General features: G+C 60.8%; 16 protein-coding genes and 1 riboswitch. Of the genes, 8 read left to right on the forward strand and 8 right to left on the reverse strand.

The window, feature by feature from the left end:
* Positions 1-7: 7 nt before the first annotated feature.
* Both ACJ8HH_RS19845 and ACJ8HH_RS19850 read right to left on the reverse strand, forming a co-directional pair.
* Positions 8-1789: a hybrid sensor histidine kinase/response regulator gene (locus ACJ8HH_RS19845; protein ID WP_060452026.1), complete on the reverse strand. Its 1782-nt coding sequence runs from the start codon at positions 1787-1789 to the stop codon at positions 8-10.
* Complete coding sequence (locus ACJ8HH_RS19850; protein WP_033654271.1) at positions 1786-2418, reverse strand: response regulator transcription factor; 633 nt, start codon at positions 2416-2418, stop codon at positions 1786-1788. The genes ACJ8HH_RS19845 and ACJ8HH_RS19850 overlap by 4 nt, the downstream gene beginning before the upstream one ends.
* 175 nt (positions 2419-2593) lie before the next feature.
* Here ACJ8HH_RS19850 and ACJ8HH_RS19855 point away from each other — a divergent pair, with 175 nt between their 5' ends.
* Together ACJ8HH_RS19855 and ACJ8HH_RS19860 are read left to right on the forward strand one after the other, a co-directional pair.
* Positions 2594-2908 carry a hypothetical protein gene (locus tag ACJ8HH_RS19855; protein WP_041036313.1) on the forward strand — a complete coding sequence of 105 codons (315 nt, stop codon included), beginning with the start codon at positions 2594-2596 and terminating at the stop codon, positions 2906-2908.
* A gap of 195 nt (positions 2909-3103) precedes the next feature.
* The gene (locus ACJ8HH_RS19860; RefSeq protein ID WP_060452027.1) at positions 3104-6166 is read left to right on the forward strand and encodes an autotransporter outer membrane beta-barrel domain-containing protein; all 3063 of its coding nucleotides are present in this window, start codon (positions 3104-3106) and stop codon (positions 6164-6166) included.
* A gap of 144 nt (positions 6167-6310) precedes the next feature.
* On the opposite strand, the gene rluF is transcribed toward ACJ8HH_RS19860, so the two are convergent.
* A complete protein-coding gene (rluF, locus tag ACJ8HH_RS19865) occupies positions 6311-7180 on the reverse strand; it encodes a 23S rRNA pseudouridine(2604) synthase RluF (protein ID WP_039568501.1) in 870 nt (289 codons plus the stop codon).
* A gap of 183 nt (positions 7181-7363) precedes the next feature.
* On the opposite strand from rluF, the gene ACJ8HH_RS19870 reads away from it, so the two are divergent.
* Positions 7364-7918, forward strand: coding sequence for a DUF2778 domain-containing protein (locus tag ACJ8HH_RS19870; RefSeq protein ID WP_223182026.1), 555 nt, complete (start codon positions 7364-7366; stop codon positions 7916-7918).
* Positions 7890-8150, forward strand: a complete 261-nt coding sequence (locus ACJ8HH_RS19875; protein WP_033655345.1) for a DUF1158 family protein — start codon at positions 7890-7892, stop codon at positions 8148-8150. Before ACJ8HH_RS19870 ends, ACJ8HH_RS19875 begins: the two co-directional genes overlap by 29 nt.
* A 6-nt stretch (positions 8151-8156) precedes the next feature.
* On the opposite strand, the gene ACJ8HH_RS19880 is transcribed toward ACJ8HH_RS19875, so the two are convergent.
* Positions 8157-8606 carry a winged helix-turn-helix transcriptional regulator gene (locus ACJ8HH_RS19880; RefSeq protein ID WP_033648951.1) on the reverse strand — a complete coding sequence of 150 codons (450 nt, stop codon included), beginning with the start codon at positions 8604-8606 and terminating at the stop codon, positions 8157-8159.
* 95 nt (positions 8607-8701) lie between these two features.
* Here ACJ8HH_RS19880 and ACJ8HH_RS19885 point away from each other — a divergent pair, with 95 nt between their 5' ends.
* Positions 8702-9931, forward strand: coding sequence for an MFS transporter (locus ACJ8HH_RS19885; RefSeq protein ID WP_060420029.1), 1230 nt, complete (start codon positions 8702-8704; stop codon positions 9929-9931).
* On the opposite strand, the gene ACJ8HH_RS19890 is transcribed toward ACJ8HH_RS19885, so the two are convergent.
* Entirely contained in the window at positions 9908-10588 is a 681-nt protein-coding gene (locus ACJ8HH_RS19890) for a methyltransferase (protein WP_060452028.1), read from the reverse strand. The genes ACJ8HH_RS19885 and ACJ8HH_RS19890 overlap by 24 nt on opposite strands.
* 101 nt (positions 10589-10689) lie before the next feature.
* Positions 10690-11115: a GNAT family N-acetyltransferase gene (locus tag ACJ8HH_RS19895; protein WP_039568490.1), complete on the reverse strand. Its 426-nt coding sequence runs from the start codon at positions 11113-11115 to the stop codon at positions 10690-10692.
* A 142-nt stretch (positions 11116-11257) separates the two neighbouring features.
* Positions 11258-11354: riboswitch (TPP riboswitch) on the forward strand.
* Positions 11355-11389: 35 nt separating this feature from the next.
* On the opposite strand from ACJ8HH_RS19895, the gene thiM reads away from it, so the two are divergent.
* The 3 genes from thiM (at position 11390) to ACJ8HH_RS19910 (ending at position 13524) form a co-directional block, all read left to right on the forward strand.
* Positions 11390-12181, forward strand: coding sequence for a hydroxyethylthiazole kinase (gene thiM / locus ACJ8HH_RS19900; protein ID WP_041036301.1), 792 nt, complete (start codon positions 11390-11392; stop codon positions 12179-12181).
* Complete coding sequence (gene thiD / locus ACJ8HH_RS19905) at positions 12181-12981, forward strand: bifunctional hydroxymethylpyrimidine kinase/phosphomethylpyrimidine kinase (RefSeq protein WP_033648851.1); 801 nt, start codon at positions 12181-12183, stop codon at positions 12979-12981. Before thiM ends, thiD begins: the two co-directional genes overlap by 1 nt.
* 84 nt (positions 12982-13065) lie before the next feature.
* Positions 13066-13524 (forward strand): inhibitor of vertebrate lysozyme family protein, encoded by a 459-nt coding sequence (locus tag ACJ8HH_RS19910; protein WP_033648850.1) that lies wholly within the window; start codon positions 13066-13068, stop codon positions 13522-13524.
* A 39-nt stretch (positions 13525-13563) separates the two neighbouring features.
* Here the strand turns inward: ACJ8HH_RS19910 and gutQ are convergent, their stop codons facing one another.
* Both gutQ and srlR read right to left on the reverse strand, forming a co-directional pair.
* Positions 13564-14535 carry an arabinose-5-phosphate isomerase GutQ gene (gutQ, locus tag ACJ8HH_RS19915; protein WP_039568480.1) on the reverse strand — a complete coding sequence of 324 codons (972 nt, stop codon included), beginning with the start codon at positions 14533-14535 and terminating at the stop codon, positions 13564-13566.
* Positions 14528-15301 (reverse strand): glucitol operon DNA-binding transcriptional repressor SrlR, encoded by a 774-nt coding sequence (gene srlR, locus ACJ8HH_RS19920; protein ID WP_033635559.1) that lies wholly within the window; start codon positions 15299-15301, stop codon positions 14528-14530. The genes gutQ and srlR overlap by 8 nt, the downstream gene beginning before the upstream one ends.
* Positions 15302-15318 lie beyond the last annotated feature (17 nt).

Raw genomic sequence — 15318 nt, forward strand, 5'->3', positions numbered from 1 at the left:
CCTCGCGCTAGCCGGCCCCCCACTGCGTCAGCAGCGCATGCAGCCTGGCCGGCTCCAGCGGCTTGCGCAGCACCAGATAGCCTTCCTGCTCGGCCTCTTGCAATATCTGCGAGTTGAACTCGCCGCTGACCATGGCGCCGCTCACGTCCGGCAGGCGTTCGAACAGCGCTTTCAGGATGTCGAAACCGCTCTCGCCGGAACGCAGGCGCTGGTCGCACAGCACGGCGAACGGCGTAAAACCGTCGTCGACGATGGCGAAGGCTTCCTCGGCGGAGGCTGCGCAGCGCACGGTGATGCCCCAGGTGCTCATCAGGCTCTCCCAGGCGGAGGTCACCAAAGGATCGTCGTCCACCACCAGGCAGGCGCCGCGCAGCGGTGCATAGCGGATGGGCGTGGCGGTGTTGTCGTAGGCGGCCGTGGTTTCCGGCGCTTTGTCTTCGCCGCTGTATTGTGTGAAGCGCATCCAGAAGCGCGAGCCTTTGCCTTCGACGGAGTGCATGCCGTACTTCACCTTCATCAGCTTGGCGCAGCGCGCCACCACCGCCAGCCCCAGCCCGTGGCCGGCGCTGTCGATTTTCCATGCCAGCTCGGGGCGGTAGTAAGGGGAGAAGATTTTGCTTTTCTCTTCGTCGGCGATGCCTACGCCGGTGTCCCACACTTCCACCAGGCACTCGGCGCCGCGCGGGCGGATAGCGATCAACACGCCGCCCCGTTGCGTGTAGCGCAGGGCGTTTTGGATCAGGTTAATCAGCGATTGCCGCACCAGCAGCGGGTCGCCCATCACGCTGATGCGCCGTTTGGGCCGCCAGGTGCGCAGCGCCAGGGCGCGGCTGTTGGCCTCTTCGCGGAACAGGGTGATCACCGAGTCGAGCAGGGCGCCGATATCCACATGGGTGGCGGCGGTGCGCACGTTGCCGGATTCGATCTTGCTGAGATCGAGCAGTGAATTGAACATCAAATGCACCGAACGCACGCTCTGCTGCAGATCCAGCAGCTGTGGCGTCAGGCTATCGTCGCGGTTCTTGTGGATGATGGCTTCGATCAGAAAGCCCATGGCGTGCACCGGCTGGCGCAGATCGTGGCTGGCGGTGGTCAGGAACTGATTCTTGTCCAGCAGCGCCTGTTCCGCCTCCTCTTTAGCTTGCCGGAACTGTTCCGCCAGGCGCGAGCTTTGTTCTTCGAGCAACGCCTGCTGGATAAAGAACGCATGAGAGGTTAAGGCGTGGCGGTAAATGGCGAAGCCGTACAGCAAGTTCAGCATCAGCACGATGAACATCACGTCTTCCAGCCGCCAGATGATGCCGAGGTTCAGCAGCCCCCAGGAGGCGAAGAAAAAGCGGGTAAAGGTGCTGATAACCGGCGTCAGATGCGTTGCGTTGGCGGCGACGATCGCGGCGATGCTGATATTGAGCAGCAGAAAAAAGTCAAAGTTATGGGTCTGCGGGGTAATTAAATAGAGTGATGAGATCCCCAACCCGTGAATAAACGCCACCTTATTAATGCGCGGCAGCCAGCGGCGCAGCACGGCGTCTTCATCATTTTCTTTGGCCTCGCGCTGGTAGCGCCGATGCCATATTCTGATCGCCACGGCGCATAGCAGGTAAACCATGATCCAGGCAATGGTTGGGCCGAGTTCATCCCCCAGCAAATAAATCCAGATGGCGAACGGGATGCCGACGAAAGGCACGGCGGTGAAGCTGAACACCAACCGCATGAAGGTGTTGTCCAGCAGGCGGATCTGCGCGCGTGAGGAGATGCCATCATTTTGTAAATTCTGGAAAAACTTCATTGTGACGGATCCCGTTTGCCGTGCAACAGCGTGATGGCTTCTACCCGGCTGTTGACGCCGATCTTTTTTAAGATATTACTGATATGCTCTTTCACGGTGGGTTCGGAAATAGACAGCTGCGTCGCGATCCTTTTATTCGGCAGGCCGCGCAGCATCATAGTTAATACGTCGATTTGTCTCGGCGTTAAATTGAATTTATTTAAATGTTCATGACTGTTTTTAATGGCGGGTTCATTTCCTTCCGGGAACCACTCCTGATTATTATTCAACGCAAAAACCGCTCTGGCGAATAATTCCGGGGGTTCATTTTTTAATACGAACCCATGCCCGCCGGCATTGTGCACTTTCTGCCAGATATCGTTATTTTCGTCGCCGCTGACCACCAAAATACGCACCTGAGAATAACGTTGTTTTACTTCTTTGAGTAATTTCAACGCCGTACCGGAAGAGAGCCAAAAATCGATCACCAGTAAACGCGGCGGGCCATTTTCCCTAATATGACGGTAGCAATTTTCTTCATTGGTCACCACATGTGCCTGTTTGAATCGGCAATGCGTGCTGAGAAAGTTAGCGATACCGCTTGCTACCAATGGATGGTCATCAACGACCAACGCATAATCCTGCCCCAAAGGATTCTCCTTTCGCCTTCACAGTTCAGATAGGTCTGATGAATTATTATCAACCCTCCCTACTTTAGGAGGGTTTTTTCGTTTAGGAAAGGGAAATATATTATTCGAGGATTTGGATAAGAGAAAACATAAAGCCAATCGATAATTTTAACTGATTGGTTATAAAGGATAATTTATGAAAAAACCACTTATCGCTTTAACCGTTACGATGATGATAGCCGGTTGTTCCACCCTGAAAACCGATCAGGCCATTCCATTACTGCAGGCGGAAACCGCCAAAATGCTGGGCCTGGGCTCATCGGACGAAATTACCGTGACCAATGTCAATGGCGCACCGCCGGATGCGCTGGGCGGGCAAAAACTTTCTTATCGCGCCACCACGGAAAAAGGCCGCATTTTCGATTGCTCGTCGCTGATGATGCCGGGAATTTTAGGTTCGTCGCCGTCGCTAAGCGCGCCGACCTGTACGCCGGTGGTCACGCATAAATAATTCGCTTTGGGGGCGGTATTGCCGCTTCCTGGTTTTCCATCGTCGGAGCGTCAGCGCCGGGGGGCTATAAGCTTTTGCTTCGACGATCACTAAACCGGCGTGCGCGAAATAACGCCTTACACCTCCTCTAGTGTATTGAGTTTCCCTATAACAATAAATTTCGCGCCATCACGCCAACGAGTACGGAGATAGCCCGTGAATGACAAGACATCGCATCCTTTAGCGGTTAAAACACCGCTTTCCAAACTTTACCTCGCTCTATTTTCTGCGCCGCTGTTGATGCTGGCGCCCGCCGATATCGCTCGCGCAGATGATGCCATTTTTGATGGCGACGCAAAAATTACCGAATCATTGGCCTACACCGGGGACGTTTACGTCGGCCGTAATCAAAGCGGCAACCTGCTGATCGATAATGGCAAGATCAGCGCCTATAACATCAATATCGGCCGGATGTTCAACGGCCAAATTCATGAAAGCCTGGTCACGGTCCGCGGGCCGAACGCCGAGCTGAACGCGGTGAACGATCAGTTCGTGCTGCGCGGCGGCCTGAATCTGGGGCAGGGCACCCTGCGGGTTGAAGACGGCGCGCTGGCCAGCGCGAAAGAGATTGTGGTCGGCACCACGCGTGGCTACGACAGCCATCTGATCGCCACAGGCGCCGGTTCTCGCGTCACCAGCAATTTTCTCAGCGTCGGCACCGATTTAGGGGCACGATCCACGCTGGCGATCGAAGACGGCGCGGTGCTGAACACCGCCTTTGACGCGCGCATCGGCAATGGTAGCGGGCCGGGCGAGACTGATACGCTGAGCCCGAAAGCCACGGTCACCGGGGCCAATTCCCAATGGAACGTCGGCCGCGCGCTCACGCTTTACGGCGATCTAGACGTGCTGAACGGCGGCGCGGTCAGCGTTGGCAGCATCGAAGTGGCGGGCGTCTCCGGCGCGCGTAAAACCGCCGAGCTGACGATCGCCGGCAACGGCTCACGGTTTACCAGCGGCAGCAGCGTCAACGTCGGCGATTACGGCAACGGCGTGCTGGCGGTCATGGACGGCGGGACATTCTCCGCCGGCGGCAACGAAGTGGTGCTGGGCAAGACCGGCTCCGGCTCTAACCGCGGCGCGCTGATTATCGGCAGCCGCGGCAACATGGACACCGGCACCGGGTTGACTGAGCCGACGCTCGGCGCGGCGGGCGCCGCAGGCACCATCGATGCCCAGACGGCGATCGCCCTGCGGGGCGGATTGTTCCGCAGCTATGTGTACTTTAACCATACCGACGGCAATTACGTTTTCAGCAACAAGATGAGCGGCGAAGGCGAGGTGATCAACAGCGCCGGGCACACGACGCTGAACGGCGATCTCTCTGAGCTGCAGGCGAACGTCACCGCGCGCGGCGGCAAGCTCATCATCGCCAGCGACATCAATACCCAGAAAGAAGACGACATCTTCGAGATCCAAACCCTCAGCGCAGAGAACGGCGGCACGCTGATCCTCAACGCGACGGCGGGTTCCGACGTCAATAACGGGCAGGGCTACAGCAGCGCCGCGTCGATCAAGGCCGGCGGCACATTGGGCGGCAACGGCACGCTGGGCCAGACCGAGATCCAGTCCGGCGGCCATATCTCGCCCGGCGACGGCAATATCGGCACGCTGACGCTGAAACGCTACCTGAACTTTATCGGCGAATCCTTCTACGACGTCGATATCGCCGGCGACGGCCGCAGCGACCAGTTGCTGGTGGCGGGCAAAACCACCATCAGCGATCGGGCCAAGGTGCAGGTTACGGCTCTGGATCCGCAAACCAGCTATAAAACCGGCCAAAGCTATCGCATTCTGACCTCGGACGGCGGCATTGACGGCCAGTTCGCGGCGGCGGTCTCCAAGTCTGCCTTCCTCGATGTAGCGCTGAATCACAGCGCCAACGCCGTGGATCTGACCATCGCGCAGAAAGACACGGGCGGTGAAAATCCAGGGGGCGAAAACCCGGGTGGAGAAAACCCAGGCGGTGAGAATCCAGGGGGCGAAAACCCGGGTGGAGAAAACCCAGGCGGTGAGAATCCAGGGGGCGAGAATCCGGGCGGGGAAAACCCAGGCGGTGAAAATCCGGGGGGCGAGAACCCAGGCAGCGGCAAGCCGGGTATTTTCCAAACGGTGGCTGAAAGCGGTAACCAGTGGAATACCGCCGGTGCGCTCTCGACGCTGACGCAGAGCGGCTCTTCGCTGGCGCTGTATAACTCACTGCTGCTGCTGAGTGCGCCGGAAGCGCGCGAGGCGTTTAATCAGCTGTCCGGCGAAGTCTATCCGTCGATGCAGTCTAACCTGATCGCCGGCAGCACCCAGCTGTTCAACGTGCTGAACCAGCGCATGTTGCGCCTGTTCGACAACGACAGCCTGCCGATACCGCCGTTGGCGATGTCGCTGGTGCAACCGGCGCAGGCGCAAAACAGCGGCGTCTGGGGGCAGACCTTCAGTTCCTGGGGCAAAAACAGCGGCAACGGCAACGTGGGCAAGCTGGATGGCAACACCACCGGCTTCCTGTTGGGCGCGGATCGCAAGCTGACTGATCATAACGTGCGCATCGGCGGCTACTTCGGTTACAGCCGCGGCGACTACGACGTCGACAGCCGCCGTTCCAAGGCCGATACCGACAACTACCACCTCGGCCTGTATGCGGCGGGGCAGCAGGATGCGTTCTCGCTGCGCGGCGCGCTGGGTTACACCTGGCACAAGATTGAAGGCAAGCGCAACGTCGATTTCAGCGGCTTCTCGGATCGGCTGAAGTCGGACTACGACGCCAACTCGCTGCTGGCGTTCACCGAAGCGGGTTACCGTTTCGGCCAGCCGGAGATGAACGTCGAACCGTTCATCAACCTGAGCTACATCCGTCTGCATACCGACAGCTTCCAGGAGTCGGGTGGCGCGGCGGCGCTGAGCGTGCGCAATGAAACGATGAACACCTTCTACTCCACGCTCGGGGTGCGCGGCGTGACCGAACTGCCGAAGAACGTTAGCCTTTATGGCTCGCTCGGCTGGCAGCACGCCTACGGCGATAAGAACACCTCATCGCGCATGGCGTTTGCCGGCAGCGACGCGTTCGTCACTCAGGGCCAGGCCGTGGATGACAACGTGATGGTGGGCGATATCGGCGTGAGCGTGAAACTGTCGCGCGCCGCGACGCTGGATGTCGGCTATCAGGGGCAATTCGGCGCCGATACCCGCGTTAATTCGGTCAACGCCAACCTGCGCTGGTCGTTCTGATTTTTCCTCTAGACTTCTCTGGTACTTGTAGGCTCGCTTGATGCGGGCCTTTTTTATGGTGAGAACTCAGTGGCGGCCTGTGGCTGACTTTTATGATGAAAAAGCCCGCGCAACGGCGGGCTTGGCGAGAAGCGTGAGCGGGGGTTAACGCCCTTTTTTCTTGCGCCCTGGCTGGGTAAAGCGCTTGCGGCCGGCCGGCGCGGCGGCTTTGTCGGCGCTTTTGGGGCCGCCGGCACTCGGTTTTTTCGCCGCGGCGGATTTGGCCGGGGCCTTCTTCGCCGGCTTGGCCTCGGATGAAGAGCCTTCAATCAGTTTGAACAGCTCGATCAGCTCGTCATCGCTCAGATCGCGCCATTCGCCCAGCGGCAAGCCTTTGAGGCTGACGTTCATGATGCGCGTGCGTTCCAGCTTGGTGACCTCGTAGCCGAAGTGTTCGCACATGCGGCGGATCTGGCGGTTCAGCCCCTGCACCAGCGTGATGCGGAACACGAACGGCGCCTCTTTCTTTACCTTGCACTTTTTGGTCACCGTGCCCAGCATCGGCACGCCGGCGCCCATGCCGCGAATAAACTCGTCGGTCACCGGCTTGTTGACCGTCACCAGATACTCTTTCTCGTGATTGTTGCCGGCGCGCAGGATCTTGTTGACCAGGTCACCGTGGTTGGTCAGAAAGATCAGCCCCTGCGAATCCTTGTCCAAACGGCCGATCGGGAAGATGCGTTTGCTGTGGTTGACGAAGTCGGCGATGTTGTCGCGCTCGCCGTCTTCGGTGGTGGTGACGATGCCGACCGGTTTGTTCAGCGCGATCAGCACCAGATCTTCTTCATTGCGCGGTTCGATCAACTGACCGTTAACCTTCACCACATCCCCGGCAAATACCTGAGCGCCAACGGTGGCGCGTTTACCGTTGATGAAAACGTTGCCCTGTTCGATGTATCGATCGGCGTCGCGGCGTGAGCAGATACCGCTCTCGCTAATGTATTTGTTCAGACGAATGGATGAGTTAGTCAGCATGGGATCTCCGTAAAACGCGGACTATACATTACCTGCAGGGGATTGCGGAAGCTGTTAGAGAATAGATGTAATAGCTCAAGGTGATGCACGCGCCATCAATGCTGATTGGGCCTTACTCATTGCTGATTCTATCATCACGAGTTAACAATATTCAAAAAATCAATAAGATAGATAAAATCTTATTTGCTGGATATTATCGGTGCTCAGCCAAAGGATGGGGGAAATAAAATGCTTCGCTGCTTTTTAGTTCATAATGGAAACAAAATAAACACTCTGTTGTGTCAAGGGGTTGGGATGTTCTCTGTGTTTTCTGGTAATAAACAGTATACAAATCAACCAGGATGTACAGATGTTCCCAATCACGGGGCTATACCAGCCGGTACTTACTGGATTGTGGATCGGCCATCCGGTGGTTTAAAGTCGCAGACTATTACTTTCATAAAAGATATTGTGACCAATGTAGATCACAATAGTTGGTTTGCTTTATACAGAGATGATGGAACAGTTAACGATAGAACATGGATTAACGGCATTATGCGTGGGCAATTCAGGTTGCATCCAATCGGTCCACTTGGATTATCCGAAGGATGTGTAACCTTTTATTCCCAAAACGAATTCAATCGTCTGCGAGCTGCATTGCTGAAATCGAAAACAGCCAGAGTTCCGGGAACGACATTACAGGCATATGGGACTATCGAGGTGAAAGGCTATGAAAAAACTTGCCCTGTTGCTCGCTAACGCATTGGCTGTTGTTGGGCTGGCTGTGCTGACAATAAAGCTTTTTCCTGTACCCAGGCTAAACCAGAATCAAACCGCTTGGCTGATTGACGCCAGTGGGTTTTTCCATTTTAACGATACGGAATGGTTTGGTGCGCTCGTTTTTGGCGCGGTTTATCTGTTGGCCGGGTGTCTGGAATGGCTCTTTATCCGCCAGGTTTTTCAGCGGGTGAGCTGCGGGCACCGCCACTAACTCTCATCACCGTTCCTCCACCTTCACCACCCGGGTATTCAGCGGGGTGAGCGTCTGCCCGGCGCTGCCGATCGGCGTCAGGCGCGGGACGGGGCGGCCGCTGTCGCTTTCCACCAGCGTTGAGTGCGCTTCTCCCTCGGCGAACAGATGATCTTCGCCCCACTGGCGCAGGCCGACGATCACCGGAAACAGCGCGCGGCCTTTCTCGGTCAGCACATATTCCTGATAGGCGCTGCCGTCTGCGGCGGGCACGATTTCCAGCACGCCGTGCGTCACCAGCGCGCGCAGGCGGGTGGCAAGGATGTTCTTCGCCATCCCCAGCCCTTTTTGAAATTCGCTGAAGCGGGTGACGCCGTCGAAGGCGTCGCGCACGATCAGCAGCGACCACCAGTCGCCAATCACATCCAGCGTGCGCGCCACCGGGCACGGCGCGTCTTCCAGGCTTTTACGTTTCACGGCGTTTATCTCCAGCTGCACATTCTGGTTGCATTATAAAACCTCTGCGCCTAAAGTTCATTGGGTTTAATAATGAAACCAGATTGAGGTGTGCGATGAGCGACAAACTGCTGGATCCCCCCTGTGCGGCGCTGGGGCGCCTGCCGGCCCCTCTGGTGCTGCTGTTGGCCGCCGCCAGCGCCTTTAGCGTGGCCAACGTTTACTATGCGCAGCCGCTGCTGGACGCTATCGCCCATGATTTTTCCATCAGCCTGGCGGCGGTCGGTATGGTGATCACCGTGACCCAACTGGGCTGCGCGCTGGCGCTGCTGTTGGTGGTGCCGCTCGGGGATCGGCTGAACCGGCATTGGTTGCTGGCGGGGCAACAGCTGGGGCTGATCGGCGCGCTGCTATTGGTGGGCTGGGCGCACAGCGCGCCCTGGCTGCTGGTAGGGATGTTGCTGGTAGGCTTATTGGGCACCGCCATGACGCAGGGGCTGATCGCTTTCGCCGCAGCACTGGCGGCGCCGCAGGAGCGCGGGCGGGTGGTTGGTGCGGCGCAGGGCGGAGTGGTGCTGGGATTGCTGCTGGCGCGCACCCTGTCCGGCGCGCTGGCGGATGTCGGCGGCTGGCGCACGGTGTACTTCTTCTCTGCCGGGGTGACGCTGGTATTGCTGCCGATCCTGTCGCGCCTGCTGCCTGCGCCGCGCACCGCTCCCAGTACGCTGAGCTATCCCGCGCTGCTGCGTTCAATGCTGACCCTGCTGCTACATGACCGCACGCTGCAAATTCGCGGCATGTTGGCGCTGCTGATGTTCGGCGCTTTCAGCCTCTTTTGGAGTTCGCTGGTGTTGCCGCTGAGCCAGGCGCCGTTCAACTTCACCCATGCCGCGGTGGGGGCGTTCGGCCTGGTCGGCGCGGTGGGCGCGCTGGCGGCGGTGCGCGCCGGGCATCTGGCGGATCGCGGGCTGGGGCAGGCGGCCAGCGGCGTGTGTCTGCTGCTGTTGACGCTGGCCTGGCTGCCGCTCGGTTTGCTCGGCAGCGGCCTGGTTTGGCTGGTGGCGGGCATCGTGCTGCTGGATCTGGCGGGCCAGGCGATCCACGTGCTGAACCAGAGCATGATCTTCCGCGCGCACCCGCAGTCGCACAGCAGGCTGGTGGGCTGCTACATGCTGTTTTACGCCGTCGGTAGCGGGTTGGGCGCCTTTGCCGGCACCCATATGTATGCCTGGGCGGGCTGGAGCGGCGTCTGCTGGCTGGGGGCGGGCGTCAGCCTGAGCGCGCTGCTGTTTTGGCGGCTGACGCTGCGCGGCATGCCGGGCTCAACGGCGGCGGTGGAGCAGTGAAAGCTGGAAGCCCAGCGCACCGCACAACTGCTGAGGCGCGGTGAAGCCGCTTTCCGCCAAAAGAAGACGGCTGCGTGCCGCCGCCATCGGGTGCCAGTTGCGGCGGGTGCGTTCGATCACCTCCTGCGCCTGCGCCGCCGAGTGCCCGGCGCTTTGCAGCCAATGTTGGTAGTGGCTGACGGGCAGGCCCTCCGGTTGATAGTCGAACAGCAGCAGCGGTGCGGCGGGGGAGAGGCGCTGCGCCAGCTGCTGCAGGAAGTCCAGTTTGGCGCCATCGTCGGCGATAAAGTGCAGCACCAATGAACACACCGCCGCGTCGTGGCGGGTTTGCGTCGCTTGTTGCAGCAAGGTGGGTTGGAAACTCACCCGCTGTGCATAACCCGCGGCTTCGGCTTTGGCGCGAGCGGCCGCCAGCATGCCGGCGGAGGGTTCCACTGCGCTGAAACGCCAGCTGGCGTTGGCGGCGGCCAGCGCCGACAGTTCGCTGCCGGTGCCGCAGCCGGCCAGCAACAGCGTGGCGTCATTCGGCAGCGTCTGCGCGAGCGTCGCCGTCAGCAGCGCCTGAGCAAACTGATAGCCGGGCACCAGGGTCAGAATACGGCGATCGTAGTCCGCCGCCGCGGCATCGGGGAAGCGTGTATCCGTTTGATGTTGCATAACCTTCCTTGCAAAGTTCATTGAGAGAGACAAGGAAGGGTATGCTTAAGTGATAATGAAATCCATTATCATTAATGAGTTCTGTGACGGGAAAGGCGGCGTTAGCGGGCCGGCGAATGCAGCAGGTAATAATCTTCTTCGCCGTCGTTGCCGGTAGAGATGATGCGCCAGCCGTGTTTGCGGTAGAACGCCAGCGCCTTTTCATTCTTCACCAGGCATTTCAGCGAGCCGGTGGCGGTGAAGGTAGCTTCCGCCGCCTGCAGCAGCGCACTGCCGACGCCGCGCGGCGGCTGATGGGGAGCGACATACAGGTTATGAATGAAGTTGTCTTCGCGGTAGACGGAGACGAATCCCAGCAGCACGCCGCCGTCTTCCGCCACCCAAATCGCTTCGCCCAGCGTCGCGCCGTCGAAATCTTCCAACTGATAGTTTGAGGTATCGCGCCAGCCGAACGCCGCCTTGCGCGACGCCAGGTACAGCGTGCGCAGGAAAGGGCGATCGGTCTCTTGGTAGGGTCTTATCTGCATGGCATCTCCCGGTGGTTTGTGCTCACTATAGCGCATTGCGCGGCGTATGCCTGCCGGGCCAATTTATTCGCTTGTTTGTCCACGCCGCCGCTGGCATGATCCCCTGCAGGGATTAACGCAACGTTGATCACAACCTATTGATTTTCATGACTCGGGGTGCCCTTCTACGTGAAGGCTGAGAAATACCCGTATTACCTGATCTGGATAATGCCAGCGTAGGGAAGTCACGGCCGCCCAGCCGGCGCCGCCTTCTTGAACGCCGGTTGGGAGGAATATGATCGCTCGACCTGATGCACTACCCGGCGCGCGCGCCGCGGCCTGTCTGACCCAATTCCAACAGCGGCCTCCGCTGATCCACTGCCTGACCAACGAAGTGGTGCAATCGCTGACCGCCAACGTGCTATTGGCGCTCGGTGCCTCCCCGGCGATGGTGGTGGAGCCGCAAGAGGCGGCGCAGTTCAGCGCGCTGGCCGACGGCCTGCTGATCAACGTCGGTACCCTCAATGCGCTGCGCGCCGAATCTATGCGGGCGGCGGTGGCCGCCGCCAATCAGGCCGGCAAGCCCTGGACGCTGGATCCGGTGGCGGTCGGCGCGCTCTCCTACCGCACCGCCTTTGCTAAACAGCTGCTGGACGAGAAACCGGCGGCGATACGCGGCAACGCCTCGGAAATCATGGCGCTCAGCGGGTTGCTGGCCAGCGGCCGCGGCGTGGACAGCGGCGACGATTCGCTGGCGGCATTGCCCGCCGCGCGTGAGCTGGCGCAGCGCAGCGGCGCGGTGGTGGCGGTCACCGGCGCGGTGGATTACGTCACCGACGGCCAACGCGATTGGGCGATCGAAGGCGGTTCCCCGCTGATGACGCGGGTGGTGGGCACCGGCTGCGCGCTGTCGGCGGTCGTGGCAGCGTTTTGCGCCCTGCCGGGCGATCGCCTGGACAACGTGGCGACCGCCTGCCGGGTGATGTCCCACTGCGGCGGCCTCGCGGCCAGACAGGCCACCGGGCCGGGCAGCTTTACGCCGGCGTTCCTCGACGCCCTGTATCAGCTGCGCGGGGAGGATCTGTGATGAAACGCATTAACGCCCTGACCATCGCCGGCACCGATCCCAGCGGCGGCGCCGGCATTCAGGCCGATTTGAAGGCTTTCTCGGCGCTCGGCGCCTACGGCACCTCGGTGATCACCGCGCTGGTGGCGCAGAATACCCGCGGCGTGCAGTCGGTGTATTACATCGATCCGGCGTTCGTCGCCGCGCAGCTGGACTCGGTGTTCAGCGACGTGCGCATCGACAGCGTCAAGATCGGCATGCTGGCCAATGCCGACATCGTGCAGGCGGTGGCCGAACGGCTGCGCCATTACCGGCCGGAATTCGTGGTGCTGGACACCGTGATGCTGGCGAAAAGCGGCGATCCGTTGCTGGCGCCGGAGGCGGTGGCGTCTATTCGGCGCGAGCTGTTGCCGCTGGTGTCGATCATTACGCCGAACCTGCCGGAAGCGGCGGCGCTGCTGGCGTGCGCGCCGGCGGAAGATGAAGCGCAGATGCGCGAGCAGGGGCGGGCGCTGCTGGCGATGGGCTGCCGGGCGGTGCTGATGAAGGGCGGCCACCTGAGCGAAAGCGAGAGCCCGGACTGGCTGTTTACTGCCGAAGGCGAGCAGCGCTTTACCGCGCCGCGCGTCGCCACCCGCCACACCCACGGCACCGGTTGCACGCTCTCGGCCGCGCTGGCGGCGCTGCGCCCGCGCCATGCCGACTGGGCGGCTACGGTAGCCGCCGCCAAGGACTACCTGCAACAAGCGCTGCAACAGGCGGACACGCTGGAAGTGGGGCACGGCATCGGGCCGGTGCATCATTTCCACGCCTGGTGGTGAGTCAACTTTTTGCCGCAACCGTGGTCTGACTAGTTCAGGCCCGGTTTGACGGGCGAAACCTGATTTAACCTAGGGAGAAGGACTATGACGGGACACCAGGCGCTGCGTTGCGCCCTCTTCGGCGCACTGCTCAGCTTCAGCGCGGGCAGCTTTGCTCAGCAGATCGTCACCACGTCGGATTTGATTCAGCAGCCGGGGTATCAGGCCAGCTGGCAAAACATGGTGAAAGGCCAGGCGCGGATGCCGGGCTGGGCGCGCAAGGGCGTCGGCACCTCGACGCCGGCGCAGAACCTGAGCTGGAAGGGCAAAGAGTATCTGGTCGGCAATCTGTGCAAACCGCACGACTGCGGCAACAACTTTTTGATCGTGGCGTTCAGCGCGGACAAATCCCAGGCCTGGGGCGTGCGAGTGGCGGTGGAAGACCGGCCGGAAGCCGTCGATCATCCGAAGAAGTATGCCAAGTATCAGTGGCTCGGCAAGCCGGATGACGACATGAAGGCGCTGCTGAAGCAGCAGTTCGAGAACAATCCCGACTGGAAATGATCTGACTGGGGGCGCCGGTGACGGCGCCCCCGGCGTTGATCAGCCGATGCCGGCCTGATGCAGATCGTGCAGGTTGAGCGCCCCCACCAGCACGCCGTCCATATCGACCACCGGGGCCGCGCTGATGTGCTGTTCGTGCAGCGCTTCCAGCGCCTCGCCGGCGCGCCACTGCTCCGGCAGCCGATAGCCCGGGCGGGTGATTGCCGGGCTGAGCGGATCCTGCAGGCTGTTGCCCTTCACCAGCCAGCGGCGCAGGTCGCCGTCGGTAAACACGCCCACCACCCGCTGCTGCGCGTCGCAGACCGCCACTAACCCGAGCCCGGTGCGGCTCAGTTCCAGCATCGCTTCCATCACGTTGGCGCTTTCGCTCACGCGCGGCAGGCGATCGCCGGTGCGCATCAGGTGATGCACGCGGTTCAGCAGGCGCGCCCCCAGGCTGCCGCCCGGGTGCGAGCGGGCGAAGTCTTCCGCGTTGAAACCGCGCTGGCGCATCAGCGCCATCGCCAGAGCATCGCCCATCATCAGCGTGTTGACCGCGCTGGAGGTCGGTGCCAGCCCCATCGGGCAGGCTTCGCGCTCGACGCCGATATCCAGCACGCAGGCGGCGGCCTGCGCCAGCGGCGACTCTTTGCCGCCGGTGACGGCGATTACCGGAATGCCGTTCTCCGCCAGCAGCGGCAGGATCAGATCCAGCTCTTTGGCGCGGCCGGAGTAGGAGATGAACACCACCACGTCGTCGGCGCCGATCATGCCGAGATCGCCGTGCAGCGCCTCCGCCGGGTGCACGAAGAACGACGGCGTGCCGGTGCTGGCCAGCGACGCGGCGATTTTCTTGCCGATATGGCCGGATTTGCCGATGCCGGAAATCACCGCTTTGCCGCGGCAGTTCAGCAGCAGTTCGCAGGCGCAGACGAAGTTGTCGTCCAGGCGCGCCAGCAGGCGTTGCGCTTCGGTCAGCTCGATCTCCAGCGTTTCGCGGGCGAAGGTGAGCAGGGCGTTGGCGTTACTCATCGGGGTCTCCTACCAGAAGGATATTGATGCCTTTCGCCTGCAGGGCGGCGAGGTAATCGGGGTTGATGTCTCGGTCGGTGATCAGCGTGTCGACGGCGCTGAGTTCGCACACCACGTTCGGGCTCTTGCGGCCGAATTTCGAGGAGTCTACCAACAGAATAATGCGGCCGGCGGCTTCGCACATCGCTTTGCTGACGTTGTGCACTTCGTTGAAGGTGGTGACGCCGGCGTTGAGATCGACGCCGTCCGCGCCGATAAACAGCTTGTCGAAGCTGAACTGCTGAAACGCCGATTCGGCCAGGCTGCCGTGGAACGAGGCCGATTTTTTGCGGTAGGTGCCGCCGGGCATCAGGATGGTCTGATCGTTGTCCAGCTCCACCAGCGCGTTGACGATGGTCAGGCTGTTGGTCATCACCGTGATGTTATTGAACTGCGCCAGGTGCGGCACCATCTGCAGCACCGTGCTGCCGGCGTCGAAGATCAGCGAGTCGCCGTCGGCGATCAGCGCCACGGCGGCGCTGGCGATGTGGCGTTTTTTCTCGGTGTTGATATGGGTTTTGCGGTCGATCGGCTGATCGCCGTCGTCGCGGCTGAGCACCACGCCGCCGTAGGTGCGGATCACCTCGCCTTCTTCTTCCAGCAGGGTGAGATCCTTGCGGATGGTGGTGCCGGTGGTGGAGAAATGCTCGGCCAGGGCATCCACTGCCGTTTTGCCGTGCCGCTGCAGATATTCAAGGATAGCGGCCTGCCGCTGCTTTGGTTTCATCGCGATTCCCGTTCACA

This window comes from Serratia sp. CY32780 (genome assembly GCF_052169135.1).
Taxonomy (GTDB): Bacteria; Pseudomonadota; Gammaproteobacteria; order Enterobacterales; family Enterobacteriaceae; genus Serratia; species Serratia sarumanii.

What these genes read in the sequence shown, in the direction of transcription:
- ACJ8HH_RS19845 (WP_060452026.1), bottom strand. Translation starts at nt 1,789, where the DNA reads ATGAAGTTTTTCCAGAATTTACAAAATGATGGCATCTCCTCACGCGCG.
- ACJ8HH_RS19855 (WP_041036313.1), top strand. Translation starts at nt 2,594, where the DNA reads ATGAAAAAACCACTTATCGCTTTAACCGTTACGATGATGATAGCCGGT.
- rluF (WP_039568501.1), bottom strand. Translation starts at nt 7,180, where the DNA reads ATGCTGACTAACTCATCCATTCGTCTGAACAAATACATTAGCGAGAGC.
- ACJ8HH_RS19875 (WP_033655345.1), top strand. Translation starts at nt 7,890, where the DNA reads ATGAAAAAACTTGCCCTGTTGCTCGCTAACGCATTGGCTGTTGTTGGG.
- ACJ8HH_RS19885 (WP_060420029.1), top strand. Translation starts at nt 8,702, where the DNA reads ATGAGCGACAAACTGCTGGATCCCCCCTGTGCGGCGCTGGGGCGCCTG.
- ACJ8HH_RS19890 (WP_060452028.1), bottom strand. Translation starts at nt 10,588, where the DNA reads ATGCAACATCAAACGGATACACGCTTCCCCGATGCCGCGGCGGCGGAC.
- ACJ8HH_RS19895 (WP_039568490.1), bottom strand. Translation starts at nt 11,115, where the DNA reads ATGCAGATAAGACCCTACCAAGAGACCGATCGCCCTTTCCTGCGCACG.
- thiM (WP_041036301.1), top strand. Translation starts at nt 11,390, where the DNA reads ATGATCGCTCGACCTGATGCACTACCCGGCGCGCGCGCCGCGGCCTGT.
- thiD (WP_033648851.1), top strand. Translation starts at nt 12,181, where the DNA reads ATGAAACGCATTAACGCCCTGACCATCGCCGGCACCGATCCCAGCGGC.
- ACJ8HH_RS19910 (WP_033648850.1), top strand. Translation starts at nt 13,066, where the DNA reads ATGACGGGACACCAGGCGCTGCGTTGCGCCCTCTTCGGCGCACTGCTC.
- gutQ (WP_039568480.1), bottom strand. Translation starts at nt 14,535, where the DNA reads ATGAGTAACGCCAACGCCCTGCTCACCTTCGCCCGCGAAACGCTGGAG.
- srlR (WP_033635559.1), bottom strand. Translation starts at nt 15,301, where the DNA reads ATGAAACCAAAGCAGCGGCAGGCCGCTATCCTTGAATATCTGCAGCGG.